This is a genomic window from Micrococcus sp. ACRRV, from assembly GCF_022346985.1.
GTDB lineage: Bacteria > Actinomycetota > Actinomycetes > Actinomycetales > Micrococcaceae > Micrococcus > Micrococcus porci.
The window spans coordinates 1-17,891 of record NZ_JAKRNH010000012.1 but is presented as its reverse complement, the minus strand read 5'-3'; the positions used below and the strand labels follow the sequence as shown (position 1 = coordinate 17,891).

12 protein-coding genes are annotated in these 17,891 nt (G+C 72.4%); 4 read left to right on the top strand and 8 right to left on the bottom strand.

Features of this window, described 5'->3' with window-relative positions; all coding sequences use genetic code 11:
* Positions 1-33: 33 nt before the first annotated feature.
* Complete coding sequence (uvrA, locus tag MHY29_RS02440) at positions 34-3,021, bottom strand: excinuclease ABC subunit UvrA (protein ID WP_239238116.1); 2,988 nt, start codon at positions 3,019-3,021, stop codon at positions 34-36.
* 96 nt (positions 3,022-3,117) lie between these two features.
* On the opposite strand from uvrA, the gene MHY29_RS02435 reads away from it, so the two are divergent.
* On the top strand, positions 3,118-3,798 hold the full coding sequence (locus MHY29_RS02435; RefSeq protein ID WP_224354925.1) for an MBL fold metallo-hydrolase: 681 nt from the start codon (positions 3,118-3,120) through the stop codon (positions 3,796-3,798).
* Position 3,799: 1 nt separating this feature from the next.
* Here the strand turns inward: MHY29_RS02435 and MHY29_RS02430 are convergent, their stop codons facing one another.
* Positions 3,800-4,684: a methyltransferase domain-containing protein gene (locus tag MHY29_RS02430; protein WP_239238115.1), complete on the bottom strand. Its 885-nt coding sequence runs from the start codon at positions 4,682-4,684 to the stop codon at positions 3,800-3,802.
* Positions 4,685-4,726: 42 nt separating this feature from the next.
* Between MHY29_RS02430 and MHY29_RS02425 the strand changes: the two genes are divergently transcribed.
* Positions 4,727-7,360: an RNA helicase gene (locus MHY29_RS02425; protein WP_239238114.1), complete on the top strand. Its 2,634-nt coding sequence runs from the start codon at positions 4,727-4,729 to the stop codon at positions 7,358-7,360.
* On the top strand, positions 7,357-8,808 hold the full coding sequence (locus tag MHY29_RS02420; RefSeq protein ID WP_239238113.1) for an alpha/beta fold hydrolase: 1,452 nt from the start codon (positions 7,357-7,359) through the stop codon (positions 8,806-8,808). Before MHY29_RS02425 ends, MHY29_RS02420 begins: the two co-directional genes overlap by 4 nt.
* A 111-nt stretch (positions 8,809-8,919) precedes the next feature.
* On the opposite strand, the gene MHY29_RS02415 is transcribed toward MHY29_RS02420, so the two are convergent.
* The 6 genes from MHY29_RS02415 to coaE (MHY29_RS02390) all read right to left on the bottom strand — a co-directional run bounded on the left by MHY29_RS02415 (position 8,920) and on the right by coaE (MHY29_RS02390) (position 16,941).
* Positions 8,920-9,960, bottom strand: a complete 1,041-nt coding sequence (locus tag MHY29_RS02415; RefSeq protein WP_239238112.1) for a TerC family protein — start codon at positions 9,958-9,960, stop codon at positions 8,920-8,922.
* 235 nt (positions 9,961-10,195) lie between these two features.
* Positions 10,196-10,909, bottom strand: coding sequence for a hypothetical protein (locus MHY29_RS02410; RefSeq protein WP_239238111.1), 714 nt, complete (start codon positions 10,907-10,909; stop codon positions 10,196-10,198).
* Positions 10,906-11,598 carry a hypothetical protein gene (locus tag MHY29_RS02405; protein ID WP_239238110.1) on the bottom strand — a complete coding sequence of 231 codons (693 nt, stop codon included), beginning with the start codon at positions 11,596-11,598 and terminating at the stop codon, positions 10,906-10,908. The genes MHY29_RS02410 and MHY29_RS02405 overlap by 4 nt, the downstream gene beginning before the upstream one ends.
* 71 nt (positions 11,599-11,669) lie before the next feature.
* Positions 11,670-13,802, bottom strand: a complete 2,133-nt coding sequence (gene uvrB, locus MHY29_RS02400) for an excinuclease ABC subunit UvrB (RefSeq protein WP_224354932.1) — start codon at positions 13,800-13,802, stop codon at positions 11,670-11,672.
* Positions 13,799-14,422 carry a dephospho-CoA kinase gene (gene coaE / locus MHY29_RS02395; protein ID WP_239238109.1) on the bottom strand — a complete coding sequence of 208 codons (624 nt, stop codon included), beginning with the start codon at positions 14,420-14,422 and terminating at the stop codon, positions 13,799-13,801. Before coaE (MHY29_RS02395) ends, uvrB begins: the two co-directional genes overlap by 4 nt.
* A 143-nt stretch (positions 14,423-14,565) precedes the next feature.
* Positions 14,566-16,941, bottom strand: a complete 2,376-nt coding sequence (coaE, locus tag MHY29_RS02390) for a dephospho-CoA kinase (RefSeq protein ID WP_239238108.1) — start codon at positions 16,939-16,941, stop codon at positions 14,566-14,568.
* Positions 16,942-17,101: 160 nt separating this feature from the next.
* Between coaE (MHY29_RS02390) and MHY29_RS02385 the strand changes: the two genes are divergently transcribed.
* Positions 17,102-17,815 (top strand): YigZ family protein, encoded by a 714-nt coding sequence (locus MHY29_RS02385; RefSeq protein WP_239238107.1) that lies wholly within the window; start codon positions 17,102-17,104, stop codon positions 17,813-17,815.
* The last annotated feature ends 76 nt before the right edge of the window (positions 17,816-17,891 follow it).

Sequence of the window (17,891 nt, the reverse complement as noted above, 5' to 3'; positions counted from 1 at the left end):
GATGGGGGCGGCGTCGCGCCGGTGCGCTCGAGGTTAGCCCAGGAGCTCCGCGAGGAAGCGGCCGGTGTGGCTCTCGGGCACGGCGGCCACCTCCTCGGGGGTGCCGGTGGCGACGACCGTCCCGCCGCCGGAGCCGCCCTCCGGTCCGAGGTCGATCACGTGGTCGGCGCACTTGACGACGTCCAGGTTGTGCTCGATGGTCAGCACCGTGTTGCCCTTGTCCACCAGGGTCTGCAGCACCTGGAGGAGCTTGCGGATGTCCTCGAAGTGCAGGCCGGTGGTGGGCTCGTCGAGGACGTACACGGTCCGCCCGGTGGAGCGCTTCTGCAGCTCCGCGGCGAGCTTGACCCGCTGCGCCTCGCCTCCGGACAGGGTGGTGGCCGGCTGGCCGAGCCGGACGTAGCCCAGGCCGACGTCCACGAGCGTGTCGAGGTAGCGGGAGATGCGCGTGTAGGCGCCGAAGAACTCGGCGGCCTCCTCGATCGGCATGTCGAGCACCTCGGCGATGTTCTTCCCCCTGTAGGTGACCTCGAGGGTCTCCCGGTTGTAGCGGGCGCCGTGGCAGACCTCGCACGGGACGTAGACGTCCGGCAGGAAGTTCATCTCGATCTTCAGGGTGCCGTCGCCCGCGCACGCCTCGCAGCGGCCACCCTTGATGTTGAAGGAGAAGCGGCCCTGCTGGTAGCCGCGGACCTTCGCCTCGGGGGTCTCCGCGAAGAGCTTGCGGATCTGGTCGAACACGCCCGTGTAGGTGGCCGGGTTGGACCGCGGGGTGCGGCCGATGGGGCTCTGGTCCACGTGGACCACCTTGTCCAGGTGCTCCAGGCCCGCGACGGAGCGGTGGCGGCCGGGGACCATCTTGGCGCCGTTGAGCTTGTCGGCGAGGACCTTGTAGAGGATCTCATTGATCAGCGTGGACTTGCCGGAGCCGGACACGCCCGTGACGGCGGTGAACACGCCCAGGGGGATGTCCACGGTGACGTCCTTGAGGTTGTTCTCCGTGGCGCCCTTGACCGTGAGCCTGCGCTTCGGGTCCACGGGACGACGCGCGGCAGGCACCTCGATCTTGCGGCGCCCGGCGAGGTAGTCGCCGGTGACGGAGCGGGTGTTGGCCTTGAGCTCGTCCAGGGAGCCGGAGTGGACGACCTCGCCGCCGTGCTCGCCGGCCCGCGGGCCGATGTCCACGATCCAGTCGGCCTCGGCGATCGTGTCCTCGTCGTGCTCCACCACGATCAGGGTGTTGCCGAGGTCTCGCAGGCGGATGAGGGTGTCGATGAGGCGGCGGTTGTCCCGCTGGTGGAGGCCGATCGAGGGCTCGTCCAGGACGTACAGCACGCCGACGAGTCCGGCACCGATCTGCGTGGCCAGGCGGATGCGCTGGGCCTCGCCGCCGGAGAGCGTGCCGGCGTTGCGCTCGAGGTTCAGGTAGTCCAGGCCCACGTCCAGGAGGAACTCGAGGCGGGCGCGGATCTCCCGGACCACCTGGTCGGCGATCGCGAGCTCCCGCTCGGTGAGCTGCAGACCGTCGAGGAACGCCAGGGACTCGCGCAGCGGCAGCCGCGTGGCGTCCGCGATGGACAGCCCGCCCACCCGCACGTTGAGCACGGTGGGGTTCAGGCGGGCCCCGTGGCAGGCCGGGCACGGGATCTGCCGCATGAAGGACTCATAGCGCTCGCGGGCGTTGTCCGACTCGGTCTCCCCATGCTTGCGCATGACGTAGGGCAGGACGCCCTCGAAGCCGGTGGTGTAGCGGCGCTCCCGCCCGAACCGGTTGCGGAAGGAGACCTCGACCTTGAAGTCCTTGCCGTTGAGGACGGCGTCCCGCTGCTGGGCGGTGAGGTCCTTGAACGGGGTGTCCAGGGAGAACTTCATCTCCTTGGCCAGGCCGCCGAGCACGCGCAGCCAGTAGTCGGAGGTGGACTTGCCCAGTGACCACGGCAGGATGGCGCCCTCGTTGAGGGAGAGCTCGTCGTTGGGGACCACGAGGTCCGGGTCCACCTGGAGGCGGGAGCCGATGCCGGTGCACTCCGGGCACGCGCCGAACGGGTTGTTGAAGGAGAAGGAGCGGGGCTCGATCTCGTCCACGGTCTGCGGGTGGCCATGGGGGCAGGACAGCTTCTCGGAGAAGGTCCGGAACCGGGGGTTTCCCTCGGCGTCCTCGCCCGCGAGGTCGCCCTGGTTCTTCTTCCCGGTCTGCGCGACGACGTCCACGTCCACGAACTCGACGGCGACCAGGCCGTCGGCGAGCTTCAGGGCGGTCTCCACGGAGTCGGTCAGCCGCTGGCGGATGCCCTCCTTCACGGCCAGGCGGTCCACGACCACGGCGATGGTGTGCTTGTTCTGCTTCTTGAGGGCGGGCGGGTCGGAGAGCTGGATCAGCTCCCCGTCCACGAGCGCGCGGGCGTAGCCCTGCGTCGAGAGGGAGGAGAAGAGGTCCACGAACTCGCCCTTGCGCCCGCGCACCACCGGGGCGAGCACCTGGAAACGGGTGCGCTCGGGCAGCTGCTCGAGCTGGTCCACGATCTGCTGCGGGGTCTGCTTGGACACGACCTCGCCGCAGACCGGGCAGTGGGCCACGCCGACGCGCGCCCAGAGCAGGCGCATGTAGTCGTAGATCTCCGTGATGGTGCCCACCGTGGAGCGCGGGTTGCGGTTGGTGGACTTCTGGTCGATGGACACCGCCGGCGAGAGGCCCTCGATGAAGTCCACGTCCGGCTTGTCCACGCGGCCGAGGAACATGCGAGCGTAGGAGGAGAGCGACTCCACGTAGCGGCGCTGGCCCTCGGCGAAGATCGTGTCGAACGCCAGGGAGGACTTGCCCGAGCCGGACAGGCCGGTGAACACCACCATGGAGTCGCGCGGGATCGAGACGTCGACGTTCTTCAGGTTGTGTTCGCGGGCGCCCTTGACGACGATCCGCTCGTGCTGCGCCGAGCCCCGGGCCGGGCCGGAGGCGAGGCCGCCGCGGGCGGCGGCGTCGGGACGGGCGGGGGCTGCGGCGGAGGAGGAGTTCTTCGGCACCGCCCCAGTCTAGGCGGGGCCCGGACACGACACCGGCGGAGCCGGACCCTTCCGCCGCTGGCGGAGCCGGGCTGTGCGAGACCTAGACTGGGCGGCATGCCCGCCACCGCCGAGCCCCGACTCCTGCACGATCTGCCCGCCGTGACCGTGCGCGCCGTGTCCGTCTCCGAGATGGACAACAACGCGTACGTCCTCACGTCGAAGACCACCGGCGCACAGGTGCTGATCGACGCCGCGGCCGAGCCGGAGACCCTGCGCGACCTGCTGGCCTCCGCCGCCGCGGACACCCCGTGCGAGCTGCGTCTGGAGCTGATCGTCACCACGCACCGACACTGGGACCACGTGCGCGCGCTCCCCGCGCTCGCCACGGTCACCGGGGCGCGGACCGCGGCGGGCGAGGACGACGCGGACGCGATCGCCGCGGAGACGGGCGTGACGCCGGACGTGCGTCTGGCCCACGGGTCGCGCACCGGCGCGGAGGGCATCGAGCTCGAGGTGATCGCCCTGCGCGGCCACACCCCCGGCTCGGTCGCGCTGGCCTACCGGCCCGAGGCGGACGAGCCGGCCGTCCTGTTCACGGGCGACTCCCTCTTCCCCGGCGGGGTGGGCAACACCCAGGGTGACGCCGAGCGGTTCGCCTCCCTGATCCGGGACGTCGAGGACCGGGTCTTCGCCGCCTTCGACGACGACGTCGTCGTGCACCCCGGCCACGGGGCCTCCACCACCCTCGGCGCCGAGCGCCCCCACCTGCAGGAGTGGCGCGAGCGCGGCTGGTGACTCACTCCCCCGGCTTGCGCCCCACGAGGAACATGCGGCGCACCGGGAACACGGTGAGCGGGCCGCCGTCGGCGTCGGAGACCCCGGGCACGGGCGGATAGGCCTCGCGCATGGCCTGCCGGTAGCGCGCGACGAAGAGCTCGAGCAGCCCGGCGCCCTCGGCCGCGCCCTCCTCGGCGTCCCACGCGGCCAGGGCCTGCAGGGACGGGCGCAGGGCCGCGCCCGAGGTCCAGCGCAGCACCGGATCGGGGCCGGTGAGCACCTGCTGGTACTCCGTCTCCCACACGCTGGGGGTCCAGCCGGCCTCGAGGAACAGGCGCGTGTACTCCTCGGGCGGGGCGACCGTGCGGGTGGTCTCCACGCCGTGCAGCGCCTCGGAGAACACGGGCTCGTCGGCCAGGGCGACGATGGTGGCGTGCGAGGCCTGCTGGTACGGCCGCGGGAGCTGCGCGCCGAACCAGGCGCCCGGGTGCAGGTCACCCAGCCAGCGGCGGATCAGGCGGCGGTGCGTGGGGATCCACTGGAGCATGGCGTTGGAGACGATCACGTCCACCTCCGGACCCGGTCGCCACTGGGAGGCGTCCACCCGGTCGAACCGCAGGTTCGGCAGGTCCGCGTCCGCCGCACCCTCCCGGGCCCGCTCCAGCATGGCCGGGGAGTCGTCCAGGCCGATCACCTCGGCCGCCGGCCAGCGCTCGGCCAGCGTCCGGGTCAGGGTGCCCGGCCCGCAGCCCAGGTCCACGACGACGCGCGGCGCCTCCGCCTCGACCCGCGCCACGAGGTCGTGGAACGGACGGGCGCGGTGCTCGGCGAAGCCCTCGTACTGGGCGGGGTCCCAGGTGAACCCCGCGGTCTCGCGTCCGGTGACGGCAGGCTCGGTGCTCATGCCGGCACGCTACCGCGCGGGGGTCCCGCTACGCTGGCCCGGATGACTCCCTCCGCAACGAACCCGCCGTCCCTCACCGACCGCCTGGACGCCCTGCCCGCCTCCCCCGACGCCGACGACGTCTTCGGGGCCTTCGCGGCCTGGACCGAGGACCGCGGCATCTCGCTCTACCCGGCCCAGGAGGAGGCGGTGCTGGAGCTCGTCCAGGGCCGGCACGTGATCCTGGCGACCCCCACCGGCTCCGGCAAGTCGCTGGTCGCGCTCGGTGCGCACGCCGACGCCCTCGCCCACGGGAAGGTCTCCTACTACACGGCGCCCATCAAGGCGCTGGTCTCGGAGAAGTTCTTCGCCCTCGTGGACGTGTTCGGCGCGGAGAACGTCGGCATGGTCACGGGCGACTCGTCGGTGAACGCGGACGCGCCGATCATCTGCTGCACCGCGGAGATCCTGGCCAACCGCGCGCTCCGCGAGGGCAGCGGCATGGAGATCGGCACCGTGGTGATGGACGAGTTCCACTACTACGCGGACCCCTCCCGCGGCTGGGCGTGGCAGCTGCCGCTGCTGGAGCTGCCCCAGGCCCGCTTCCTCCTCATGTCCGCCACCCTCGGCGACACCTCCATGCTGGAGCGCGACCTGGCCGAGCGCACCGGGAGGGAGGTCGCCGTCGTCGCGCACGCAGAGCGCCCCATCCCCCTGAGCTTCGAATGGTCCGAGGTCCCCCTGCAGGAGAAGGTGGAGGAGCTGGTCTCCACCCACCAGGCACCCGTGTACATCGTCCACTTCTCCCAGCTGGACGCCGTGGAGACCGCCGCGGGCCTGGCCTCGATCTCCGTGACGACCAAGGAGGAGAAGGAGGCCATCGCGGAGCGGATCGCCGGCTTCCGTTTCTCCGCCGGCTTCGGCAAGACCCTCAACCGGCTGGTGCGGGCGGGCATCGGCGTCCACCACGCCGGCATGCTCCCGAAGTACCGCCGCCTCGTCGAGAAGCTCGCCCAGGAGGGCCTGCTCAAGGTCATCTCCGGCACGGACACCCTCGGCGTCGGCATCAACGTGCCCATCCGCACCGTGCTGCTCACCGCGCTGTCCAAGTTCGACGGCGAGAAGACCCGCATCCTGCAGTCCCGTGAGTTCCACCAGATCGCCGGACGCGCCGGCCGCGCCGGCTTCGACACGCAGGGCTACGTCGTGGTGCAGGCCCCCGAGCACGTGATCGAGAACAAGGCCGCCGAGCGGAAGGCCGCCGCCAAGTTCGCCGGGATCAAGGACGAGGCCGAGCGCGCCAAGCGCATGAAGCAGTCCGTCAAGGGGTCCAAGAAGAAGACGCCGCCGCAGGGCTTCGTCTCCTGGGGCCCGGCCACCTTCGACAAGCTCGTGGCCTCCGAGCCGGAGCCGCTGGTCTCCCGCATGAGGATCACCCACTCCATGCTGCTGAACATCCTGGACCGGCCCGGGGACCCCGTGCTCGCCGTGCGCCGGCTGCTGCGCGCCACCCACGAGACCCCCGCCCGGCAGGCGCAGCTGATGCGCCGCGCCCTCGGGATCTTCCGGGAGCTGCTGGCCACCGGCGTCGTCGAGGTCCTCCCCGAGCCCGACGCGGAGGGCCGCACCGTGGACCTCACCGTGGACCTGCAGCCCGACTTCGCGCTGAACCAGCCCCTCTCCCCCTTCGCGCTGGCCGCCCTGGACCTGCTGGACCCGGCCGCCCCGGACCACCACCTCGACGTCGTCTCCGTCATCGAGGCGACCCTGGACGCGCCCCGACAGGTGCTTTCCGCCCAGGTGAAGAAGGCCAAGGGCGAGGCCGTGGCCGCCATGAAGGCCGAGGGCATGGACTACAGCGACCGCATGCGCGCCCTCGACGAGGTCACCCACCCGCAGCCGCTCGCCGAGCTCCTGGAGCAGGCGTTCGAGCGGTACCGCCAGGACGCCCCGTGGCTGGCCGAGTTCGAGCTCTCCCCCAAGTCCGTGGTGCGGGACATGTTCGAGCGCGCCATGGGATTCGGCGACTACGTCCAGTTCTACGGCCTCGCCCGCTCCGAGGGCGTGCTGCTGCGCTACCTCACCGACGCCGTGAAGGCCCTGCGCCAGACCGTCCCGCAGGAGGACCGCACCGAGGACCTCCAGGTGCTGCTGGACTGGCTGGACGAGATGGTCAAGCAGACCGACTCCTCCCTGCTCGAGGAGTGGGAGGACCTCATGTCCGGGGACATCGCCGAGCTGCGCCGGGACCTGGAGTCCCTCGAGCCGACCCCGCCGCCGCGCCTGACGGACAACGCCGCCGTGTTCCGCGTGATGGTGCGCAACGCGATGTTCCACCGCGTGCGCCTGTTCGGCGACGAGCAGGACGCGAGGCTCGCCGAGCTCTCCGGGGACCTCTCCGCCGACGACTGGGCCGACGCCCTCGACGCCTACTTCGACGAGCACGAGGACATCGACGACGGCCCCGACGCCCGCGGCCAGGAGTTCTTCCGCGTGGCCACCGCCCCCGGGGCCCGCTGCCCCGTGGAGCTCGAGGGGTCCCGCTGGTGGGCCGTGCGGCAGGTCCTCAAGGACCACGACGGCGACCACGACCACGGCATCAACGCCGTCGTGGACCTGGAGGCCTCCGACGAGGCCGGGCACCCGGCGATCCGTGTCGTCTCCGTCGGCGCCCCCGTGCCCGGGTGGGACCTGTGACCAGGACGGGCACGGGGGACGCGGCGTTCGTCCCCGGCGACCCCCGCGGCTTCGCCCCCGTCGGCCCCGCCGCGCACCGGGAGGGCGAGCGGACCGTCCTCTTCGACGGCACCGTGGCCGTGGACCACTGGTTCACCGTGCCCGTGGACCACGCCCTCACCCTCGCGGAGGCGCTCGCCCAGGACGCCGCCGGCACCGGCCTCGGCCCAGGCGGCCGCGGCACCCTCGAGGTCTTCGCCCGCGAGGTCCGCCACCCGGAGGACCCGGAGGGCGAGCGTCCCTGGCTGCTGTACCTGCAGGGCGGCCCCGGCTCGGGCGGTCCCCGCCCGGCCCGCCTGGGCGGCTGGCAGTGTGAGCTCGCGCAGCACCACCGTCTCCTCCTCCTGGACCAGCGCGGCACGGCCCGCTCCACGCCGGTCACGGCGGCCACCCTCGCCGGCCTGCCCGACGACGCCGCGCGCGCCGCGTACCTCACGCACCTGCGCGCCCCGCAGATCGTCCAGGACGCCGAGATGATCCGCGTGGCGCTCGGCGCGCCGCCGTGGACGACCCTCGGGCAGAGCTTCGGCGGGTTCTGCACGCTGAGCTACCTCTCCTGGCGTGCCGAGGGCCTCGAGCGCTGCCTGGTGACCGGAGGGCTGGCCCCGCTGACCGGGCACGCGGACCGTGTGTACCGGGCCACCACCGCCCGCATGCACGCCCGCTGGCAGGAGTTCCTGGAGCGGCACCCGCAGGACGCCGGTCACTGGGCGGAGGCCGTCGCGCTCATCCGCGCCGCCCAGGACGACGGCGACCCGTACGTCCTCCCCGACGGCACGGCCCTCACCGTGGGCCGCGCGCAGCAGCTGGGCATGCTCCTCGGCGGGAACACCCGCGTGGACGGCCTGCACTGGGTGCTCGCCGAGGCCGTGGACCGCTCCGGCGGCGAGCCCCGGCTCTCCCCCGGCTTCCTGGCCGCCGTGGCCGCCCAGACCACCCGCGCGGTGAACCCCCTCTACGCGGTGCTGCACGAGGCGATCTACGCGCAGCCCGCCGCACTGACGGACGGCCGTGGAGCGACCGCGTGGTCCGCGCAGCGGGTGCTGGCCGAGCACCCCGACTCCTCCCCCGCCGCCGATCCGGCCCCCGTGCCCACCGGCGAGCACGTGCTGCCGTGGGCCTTCGAGACCGAGCCGGAGCTGCGCGCCCTGGCCGGTGTGGCGGCGCTCCTCGCCGCCAAGGACGACTGGGGCGCGCTCTACGACCTCGACGCGCTCGCGGCGAACGAGGTCCCCGTGGCCGCCGCCGTCTACACCGACGACGTCTACGTGGACCGCGACCTCTCCCTCGAGACCGCCGCGCGCGTGAGGGGCCTGCAGGTCTGGGAGACCGACGCCTTCCACCACGACGGCCTCGCCGACGACGGCCCCGGCATCGTCCGACGGCTGCGGGGGATGCTCGGGGCCTGACGCCCGAATTGCGCCGCGGCACACCGGACCGCGGCACAGCGGGCCCTCCGACCGACGACGGCGCCCGCACCTCGAGGAGGTGCGGGCGCCGTCGTCGTCGCGGGGTGCGGGTCAGCGGCCGTCGCGACGCGCGGCGTCGGAGACCTGCTTCATGCGCGTGGCGCTCTCGGCGCGGCGGGCGTCGCCCTCGTCCGCGGCCTTGCCCCAGACGAGCGAGGCGACGGTGGCGACCACCAGCGTGCCGAGGATGACGGCCAGCGAGAGGAAGGTCGAGATCTCCGGCACCGGGACCGGGTTGCCGCCGTTGATGAAGGGCAGCTCGTTCTCATGCAGGGCGTGGAGGATCAGCTTCACGCCGATGAACGCGAGGATGAACGCGAGGCCGTGCTTGAGGTACACGAGGCGGTCCATGAGGCCGCCGAGCAGGAAGTAGAGCTGGCGCAGGCCCATGAGCGCGAAGATGTTCGCCGTCAGGACGATGAACCAGTTCTGGGTCAGGCCGAAGATCGCCGGGATCGAGTCGACGGCGAACATCACGTCGGTGAGGCCGATGGTGATGAACACGACCACCATCGGGGTGAACATGCGCTTGCCGTCCACGGTGGTGCGCAGCTTGTTGCCGTCGAAGTCCTCGGCCACGTTGAGGCGGCGCGTCAGCCTGCCGACGATGCCGGGCTCGGCCTCCTCGCCGTCGTCGTCGTCCTGGAGCTGGTGCCAGGCGGTCCAGAGCAGGAACACGCCGAAGATGTAGAAGACCCAGGTGAGGTGCTCGATGGCCACCGCGCCGATCGCGATGAAGATCGCGCGCGCGACGAGCGCGATGACGATGCCCACCATCAGGACCTCCTGCTGGTACCGGCGGGGCACCTGGAACTTGGCCATGATGATGAGGAACACGAACAGGTTGTCCACGGACAGGCTGTACTCGGTGACCCAGCCGGCCAGGAACTCGGTGCCGTGCTGGGCGTCGCCGAGGACGTACAGCAGGCCCGCGAAGATCAATGCGAGCGTGACGTAGAAGCCGATCCACAGACCGGCCTCCTTCATGGAGGGCTCGTGGGGCCGCTTGAGCACGTAGAGCAGGTCGAACAGGAGGATGACACCCAGGACCACCAGCGTGGTGGTCTCGAATGCCGGGGTGAGGACGTCCATCGAAGGGCACGGTCCTTTCCGTCAGGGGCGGGCCGGGGCCGCCGCATGGCTGATCTGGTCCGCAAGTCTCTCCGCCCGCCGCGCATGCGCGGCCCGGCCGCTGTGTCCGGCCACCCGGGCCTCCCCGGAGGGGCGGTGCGGCGGCGTGCTGACGTCCACAGTGTTCGGGATACTCCCCTACGTCACGGGGCCACTCTACCGGCTGCCCCGTGCGGCCTCCCGGGTGGGTCGCGCCTCAGCCGCCGGCCAGGGCCAGGTGGACGACGAGGCCGGCGCCCGCGGCGAGCGTCCAGCTCGCCAGCGACCCGACGAGGAACTCCTCCGCGCTGGCACCCATGGGCCCGCCCTTCGCGTCCCCGGCGCGGGCGTCCTTCGAGATCTCGGGGAAGCGCACGATGCCCTTGGCGGCCATGATCGCGGCCACCACCTGCCACGCCGCCATGAGGCCCAGTACGGCCATGAGCAGGCGCTCCATCGGCCCGATGAACCGGCCGCCGCGCAACCCCTCGCCGTCGTCGTCCGCGTCGTGGACGTCGTCCGTGGAGGGGCGTCCGGCCAGGCGGAGGACGTCGCGTGTGACGACGTTCGCCGTCTCCACGAGCACGAGTCCGGCGCCGAGGAGGGCCATGCCCACGGGGCCGTGCGCCACCGTGAGGGCGCCGGTGTGCTCGGCCACCGCGAGGCCGACCACCCCGCCGAGCGCGCCCACCCGCAGGTGCGGGGAGCCGGCGCGGGCGAGGGCGTGCCAGGCGAGCACCGCGCCGAGGGCCAGGGCCACGGCCGACAGCGTCTCGGCCGCCGACGCCGCCCCGCCGGCCAGGACGACGCCGCCGATGAGCACGGCGCCGACGGCGGCCAGCAGCGCAAGCCACGGATGACGCGAGGTGCGGCCGGGGGTCACGGCGAGCAGGTCGCGCAGGCCCAGGGCGAGCAGGGTCAGGGCGGTCACGGACGGTCCTCCTCGGCAGTCGCCTTCGCTCCCCGCCCGGCGCCGGGCAGCGCGCCGAGCGCGGCGTCGAGGGCTAGCAGCTCGCGCACGCCCGAGCGGGCGACGGCCTGGGACACGGCGCCCTGCGTGATGCGCTCGGCGGTGGCGGTCTCCGCCTGGGTGCGCCCGGCCAGCAGCGCGGCGGCGATCCGGCGTTCCCGGGCCTTGAGCCGGCGCAGCACGTGGTCCCGGACCAGGAGCTGGCCGTCCACCGCGGCGGTCAGGTCCGCGTCGGGGCCGCGGTACGCGCCGGCGAGGCCGCGCGTCCGGTGCTCGGCGGCCTCGAGGGCCTCCCGAGCGCGGTGCCAGGCCGAGCCGTCGAGGATGGGCCGGCCGTCGTCGTCGGCGGCGCCCGCGACCTCGCGGTGGACGCCGTCCCCGAGCCCGAAGCGCAGCTCGACGCCCTCCGGCAGGGCCACCGCCACGCGCAGGGTGGCGCGCACGGCGACGGCCCAGTCCGCGTGCAGGGCCTGGAACTCGTCCCCCACCGTGGCCCACGCCGGGATCCGGGCCGGGACGGCCTCCTCGGCCGCCGCGAAGGCCGCGAGGATCGCCTCCTGGGCGGCGGCGCGGTCGCGCAGACCCCGGGATCCGACGATGTCGGCGATCACGGCGGTCCCGCGCACGGGGCCCTCGTCGGTGAGGCTCATGGGATCGACGTTACACGATCACTGATAATCGGCGATTATCAGGTTTTTCGTGGACCCGTGCCGGCGGCGGTTCACTGCTCGCGCTTCATCTGCCGCAGCTCCTTCTTGAGGTCGCCGATCTCGTCGCGGAGGCGCGCGGCCAGCTCGAACTGGAGGTCGGCCGCCGCCTGGTGCATCTGGGCGGACATCTGCTCGATGAGCTGCGCCAGGTCCTTGGCGGGCAGCGCGGCCGGGTCGACGGCCGGCGAGCCGGAGGGGACCTCGCCCGCGGGCGGCTCGTGGTCCAGCGACCCCAGCCCGCGGTGGCCCATGCCGTAGTCGAAGCCCGCCTTCACCCCACCCATGCCCTTGAGGAAGTCGGCACTGTCCGCGTCCTCGCGGGCCAAGGCGTCGGTGATGTCCGCGATCTTCTTGCGCAGCGGCTGCGGGTCGATCCCGTGCTCCGCGTTGTAGCGGATCTGGACCTCGCGACGGCGCTCGGTCTCCTCGATCGCCCGCCGCATGGAGTCGGTGACCCGGTCCGCGTACATGTGCACCTCGCCGGAGACGTTGCGGGCGGCGCGGCCGATGGTCTGGATCAGCGACGTGGTGGAGCGCAGGAAGCCCTCCTTGTCCGCGTCGAGGATGGACACCAGCGACACCTCGGGCAGGTCCAGGCCCTCGCGCAGCAGGTTGATGCCCACGAGGACGTCGAAGGTGCCCTTGCGCAGCTCGCGCAGCAGCTCGACGCGGCGCAGGGTGTCCACGTCCGAGTGGAGGTACTCCACCTTCACCCCCGCCTCCAGCAGGTACTCGGTGAGGTCCTCGGCCATGCGCTTGGTCAGCGTCGTCACCAGGACGCGCTCGTCCTTCTCTGTGCGGGTCCGGATCTGCTCGAGCAGGTCGTCGATCTGGCCCTGCGTGGGCTTGACCACCACCGTGGGGTCCACGAGGCCGGTGGGGCGGATGATCTGCTCGACGACGCCGTCCGCCTGGGACAGCTCGTACTGGCCCGGGGTGGCGGAGAGGTACACGGTCTGGCCGATCCGCTCGAGGAACTCGTCCCACTTGAGCGGCCGGTTGTCCATGGCGGAGGGCAGGCGGAAGCCGTGCTCCACGAGGGTGCGCTTGCGGGACATGTCGCCCTCGTACATCGCGCCGATCTGCGGGATGGTCACGTGGGACTCGTCCACCACCAGCAGGAAGTCGTCCGGGAAGTAGTCCAGGAGGCAGTGCGGGGCCGAGCCGGCGGGGCGGCCGTCGATGTGCCGGGAGTAGTTCTCGATGCCGTTGCAGTATCCCATCTGCTGCATCATCTCGAGGTCGTAGGTGGTGCGCATGCGCAGCCGCTGGGCCTCCAGCAGCTTGTCCTGGGACTCGAGTTCCTGCAGCCGCTCGCGCAGCTCGTCCTCGATCGTGGCGATCGCGCGGCCCATGCGCTCGTCGCCGGCCACGTAGTGCGAGGCCGGAAAGATGTACATCTCCTCCTCCTCGCGGACCACCTGGCCGGTGAGCGGGTGCAGGGTCTGGATGGACTCCACCTCGTCGCCGAAGAACTCGATCCGCACGGCGAGCTCCTCGTACATGGGGATGATCTCCACGGTGTCGCCGCGCACGCGGAACGTGCCGCGGTGGAAGTCGACGTCGTTGCGGACGTACTGCATCTGCACGAACCGCCGCAGCAGCGCGTCCCGGTCCATCTCCTGGCCGCGGCGCAGGGTGACCATCTGCGCGATGTACTCCTCGGGCGTGCCGAGGCCGTAGATGCAGGACACGGTGGCCACCACCACGACGTCGCGCCGGGTCAGCAGCGCGTTCGTGGCCGAGTGGCGGAGGCGCTCGACCTCCTCGTTGATGGAGGAGTCCTTCTCGATGAAGGTGTCCGTCTGCGGGACGTACGCCTCCGGCTGGTAGTAGTCGTAGTAGGACACGAAGTACTCGACCGCGTTGTTCGGCAGCAGCTCGCGGAACTCGTTGGCCAGCTGCGCGGCGAGGGTCTTGTTCTGCACCATCACGAGGGTGGGGCGCTGCAGCTGCTCGATGACCCACGCCGTGGTGGCGGACTTGCCGGTGCCCGTGGCGCCCATGAGCACCACGTCCTTCTCCCCCGCCTGCACCCGCTCGGCGATCTCCGCGATGGCGGTGGGCTGGTCGCCCGAGGGCTGATACGGGGAGACGACCTCGAAGGGCGCGACGACGCGGTTGATCTGCTTGGCCAGGCTCATGCGGCCATCCCCTCCCACACGCGACGGGTGATCTCGCGGAGCCGGTCCAGGTCGCCGTCGTTGACGATGACGACGTCGGCCACCGCCGCCCGCTCCTCGTCCGTGGCCTGCGCCGCCATGCGGGCGAGAGCGTCCTCGCGGGTCATCCCGCGGTCCTCCACCATGCGCCGGATCCGCTCCTCGGCGGGGGCCTCGACCACGATCACTAGGTCGAAGGCGTCGGCCTGGCCGGTCTCCACCAGCAGTGGCACGTCCTGGACGACGACGGCGTCCGGCCCGGCCTGCGCCACGATCTCGCGGGCCATGCGGCGCACCCGCGGGTGCACGATCCCGTTGAGGCGCTGGCGGGCGGCGGGGTCGGCGAACACGATCTGCGCCAGCGCGGCCCGGTCCAGGGAGCCGTCGGCCGCGATCACCCGGTCGCCGAACGCGTCCTGGACGGCCGCCAGACCCTCGGTGCCGGGCTCGAGCACCAGCCGGGCGAGGGCGTCGGAGTCCACCAGCAGGGCGCCGCAGCGCTCCAGCTCGGCGGCCACGGCGGACTTGCCCGCGGCGATCCCTCCGGTCAGCCCCACGTGGAGGCGGGGGCGCAGGGTCACGTCGGTGACGGCGTCGGTCATGGTTCCTCCGGTGCTGCGGGGGCGGATGGTCCTGCCAGTATGCCTCGATCGCGCGTCCGGCGACGGACCCGGACGCGCCGCGGGCGGCCGCCCCCGAGGGGACGGCCGCCCGCTGTCGGCACGGAAGGCGGGGGCGGCAGGCGTCAGCCGACGCCGCCGGCGATGCGTGCGGCCTCCACGGAGGGGGCCACCTTCTCCGCCCAGTACGCCTCGACGGCGGCGCGCAGCTCCTCGCGGGTGCCGCCGTTCTCGATGACGGTGTCCGCGATCGCCGCACGCTCGTCGTCCTGGGCGCCCTCGTCGAGCAGTGCCCAGGCGCGCTCCCGGGTGACGTGACGCTCGTCGACGAGGCGCTGCACGCGCACCTCGGCGGGCGCGGAGACGGCCAGCACCTGGTCGAAGTCCCGGGCGCTGCCGGTCTCCGCGAGCAGGGCGAGGTCCACCACGAGCACGGCGTCGTCGCCGATGGCCTTGGCCCGCGCGTCGGCCTCGGCGCGCACCAGCGGGGAGACGATCTCGTAGAACCGGGAGCGGGCCGCCTCGGAGGCGTCGATCAGCGCGTTCATCGCGCGCGCGTCCAGCGTCCCGTCGGCGCGCACGACGTCGTCGCCGAAGACCTCGCGGACCTCGTCGAGCACCGGGGCGCCGGGCACGAGGAGTTCGTCCAGCAGGTCGTCGAACTCCACGACGACGGCGCCGAGCCGCTCTAGCTCCTCGCCCACCGCGGTGCGCCCGGAGGCCATGCCGCCGGTGAGGCCCAGGGTGAGCAGCGCCCGCTGGGCCACGGTGCGCTGCTGATGCCACGTGTTGGGGGTGTGGGTGTCGAACTCGGGCTCGGTGCCCGGCTCGAACTCGGGGCGGATGACGTACTCCTGGATGTCCACGCCGTCCTCCTGCGCGCGGCGGTGGTACTCCTCCGCGGGCAGGACCTGCTTCCACTGACGGGTGCGGATCGGGCGGGCGGCGCCGGCGTCCTCGCGCAGCGCCTGCAGGAGCATGGCCGCCTGTACGAGGGTCAGCAGCATCACGGGGAAGCCGATCACGATGATGACCTCCTGGAGCGCGTCCAGGCCGTTCTCGCCCGCCGTGATGATGATCGCGGCGCAGACCGCGCCGATGGAGATCGCCCAGAACACGCCCTGGCGGCGCGGGGCCGGGTCCTCGTGGCCGTTGGCCATGGCGTCCATGACGAGGGCTCCGGAGTCGATGGAGGTGACGAAGAACAGGGTGATCACGACCAGGGCGACGATCGCCACCGGGAGGTAGAGGGGCATGCCCTGCAGGTGCTGGAACAGCGCCGCCTGCACGTTGCCCTCCTCCACGATGGTGCGCGTGAGGTCGCCGCCCTGGCCCGGCCCGGCGGCGGTGGCCCGGTCGGCCTGGAAGGCGGAGTAGCCGTAGATCCCCATCCAGATCATGGTGAAGATCGAGGGCAGCCCCAGGCCTGCCGTCACGAACTCGCGGATGGTGCGGCCCCGGGAGATCTTCGCGACGAACATGCCGACGAACGGCGCCCAGGTCACGGTCCACGCCCAGTAGAACACCGTCCAGTCTCCGGACCAGCGGCCCGAGCCGAACACGTCGTTGAACGTGGAGAGCACGGGCAGGTGGCCCACGAACGATCCGACGGACTGCACGGTGCCGCGCAGCACGTCGTTGGTGGAGATCGAGAACATCAGCACGAACAGCATCAGGGCCACGGCGACCACGATGTTGATGTAGGACAGGCGCTTCACGCCGCTGTCCATGCCCGCCAGGACGGAGCACACGCCCGCGGCGGTGATCACGGCCAGGATCAGGGCCTGCACCCAGCCGGCCACGGGGGTCCCGAGGACGTAGTTCATGCCCGCGTTGATCTGCAGGGCGCCCAGGCCGGTCGAGACGGCGAGGCCGAACACGGTGGACACGACGGAGATCACGTCGATCGCCTTGCCGATCGGCCCGTGGATCCGGTCGCCCAGCAGCGGCTGGAACGCGGAGGACACGCGCGGCGGCAGCTTGCGCTTGTAAGTGAAGTACCCGAAGCACAGGCCGGGGACCAGGAGGATGGCCCACATGTGGATCGTGAAGTGGAAGTTCGCGATGTCCATGGCCTGCAGGGCGGCCTGGTCGGAGAACGGCTCCGTGCCGGGCATCGGCGGGTTGGCGTAGTGGTTCATCGGCTCGGCGATGCCCCAGAACATGATGACGGCGCCGACGCCGGCGGCGAACATCATGCCGAACCAGGCGACGCCCGTGTACTCGGGGGTGGCGTCGTCATCGCCGAGCTTGATGCGGCCGTAGCGGCTGCAGGCCAGCAGCACCGCGAACAGGGCCAGCAGGGTGGCGCTGAGGGTGTAGAACCAGCCGATGTCGTAGCGCAGCCAGCCGGCCACCACGCCGAACACCTCCTGGACGGGGCCCGGGAACAGGCCCATGGCCGCGGTGAAGAGGACGATCACGGCCGCGGAGGTGAAGAAGATGGCGGGGCTGGTGCGGAGCCCGAGGGCATCGTGGACGCGGGTGTGGAGTGAGTTCATGCGAGGGGATGGGTGTCGTCGGCACCCGGGGCCGCCGGTCCAAAGGGTCGGCACCCGGATCTGGTGCACGGAGGGCACGGCCGACGACCCTAGGGCTGATTTCACCGGGGGTGAACACTTGACGGTCCCTCCGTCTCCTCCGCGGCCTACGCTGGACGGCATGGACTCCCCCGCTCCCCCCGCCGGCGGCCCGGTGGCCTGCACCGTCCTGGCCGCCGGCGCCCTGGCCGAGGACGGCTGGGTGGTCCACGAGGAGGAGGTCCGCCGCAGCCGGTTCCTGGCGGTGCTCGCCCGCACGCCCGACGAGGAGGCGGCCCGCGCCGTGGTGGCGACCCTGCGCCGCCGCCACCATGACGCCCGGCACGTCTGCAGCGCGTGGATCCTCGGTCCCGGCCGGCGGCGCATGCGCTCCAACGACGACGGTGAGCCCGCGGGCACTGCGGGCGTCCCCATGCTCGAGGCCCTCTCCCTCCGCGACACCGGCGGCGGGGCGACCGACCTGACAGACGTGACCGCCGTCGTCGTGCGCTGGTTCGGCGGGGTGAAGCTCGGGGCGGGCGGCCTCGTCCGGGCGTACTCGGACGCCGTCAGCCGGGCCCTGGACGCCGCCCCGCTCGTCCCCCGCACGCGGCGGGCCCGCTACGAGCTGGCCGCGCCGCACGGCGAGGCCGGACGCTGGGCGCATGAGCTGGAACTGACGGGGGCGTCCCTCGACGGCGTCCGCTGGGACGGCCCCCAGGCCGTGATCGACCTGGCCGTCCCCGACGTCCCGGACGGGCACTCCGCCCTGGCGTCCGCGGTCGCCCGGATCACGTCGGGCTCGGCCGTGGCCGCGCCCGCCGGGCACGTGTGGGTCGACGGGGCCCTCGCGTGACGGGGCGGCGTCCGGGAGAGGGCGCGGTTCCTAGGATGGTCGGATGGACGCCATCGCGCAGACCCCGCCCCGGGAC

What these genes read in the sequence shown, in the direction of transcription:
- MHY29_RS02435 (WP_224354925.1), top strand. Translation starts at nt 3,118, where the DNA reads ATGCCCGCCACCGCCGAGCCCCGACTCCTGCACGATCTGCCCGCCGTG.
- MHY29_RS02430 (WP_239238115.1), bottom strand. Translation starts at nt 4,684, where the DNA reads ATGAGCACCGAGCCTGCCGTCACCGGACGCGAGACCGCGGGGTTCACC.
- MHY29_RS02385 (WP_239238107.1), top strand. Translation starts at nt 17,102, where the DNA reads ATGGACTCCCCCGCTCCCCCCGCCGGCGGCCCGGTGGCCTGCACCGTC.
- MHY29_RS02425 (WP_239238114.1), top strand. Translation starts at nt 4,727, where the DNA reads ATGACTCCCTCCGCAACGAACCCGCCGTCCCTCACCGACCGCCTGGAC.
- coaE (WP_239238108.1), bottom strand. Translation starts at nt 16,941, where the DNA reads ATGAACTCACTCCACACCCGCGTCCACGATGCCCTCGGGCTCCGCACC.
- MHY29_RS02415 (WP_239238112.1), bottom strand. Translation starts at nt 9,960, where the DNA reads ATGGACGTCCTCACCCCGGCATTCGAGACCACCACGCTGGTGGTCCTG.
- uvrB (WP_224354932.1), bottom strand. Translation starts at nt 13,802, where the DNA reads ATGAGCCTGGCCAAGCAGATCAACCGCGTCGTCGCGCCCTTCGAGGTC.
- coaE (WP_239238109.1), bottom strand. Translation starts at nt 14,422, where the DNA reads ATGACCGACGCCGTCACCGACGTGACCCTGCGCCCCCGCCTCCACGTG.
- MHY29_RS02405 (WP_239238110.1), bottom strand. Translation starts at nt 11,598, where the DNA reads ATGAGCCTCACCGACGAGGGCCCCGTGCGCGGGACCGCCGTGATCGCC.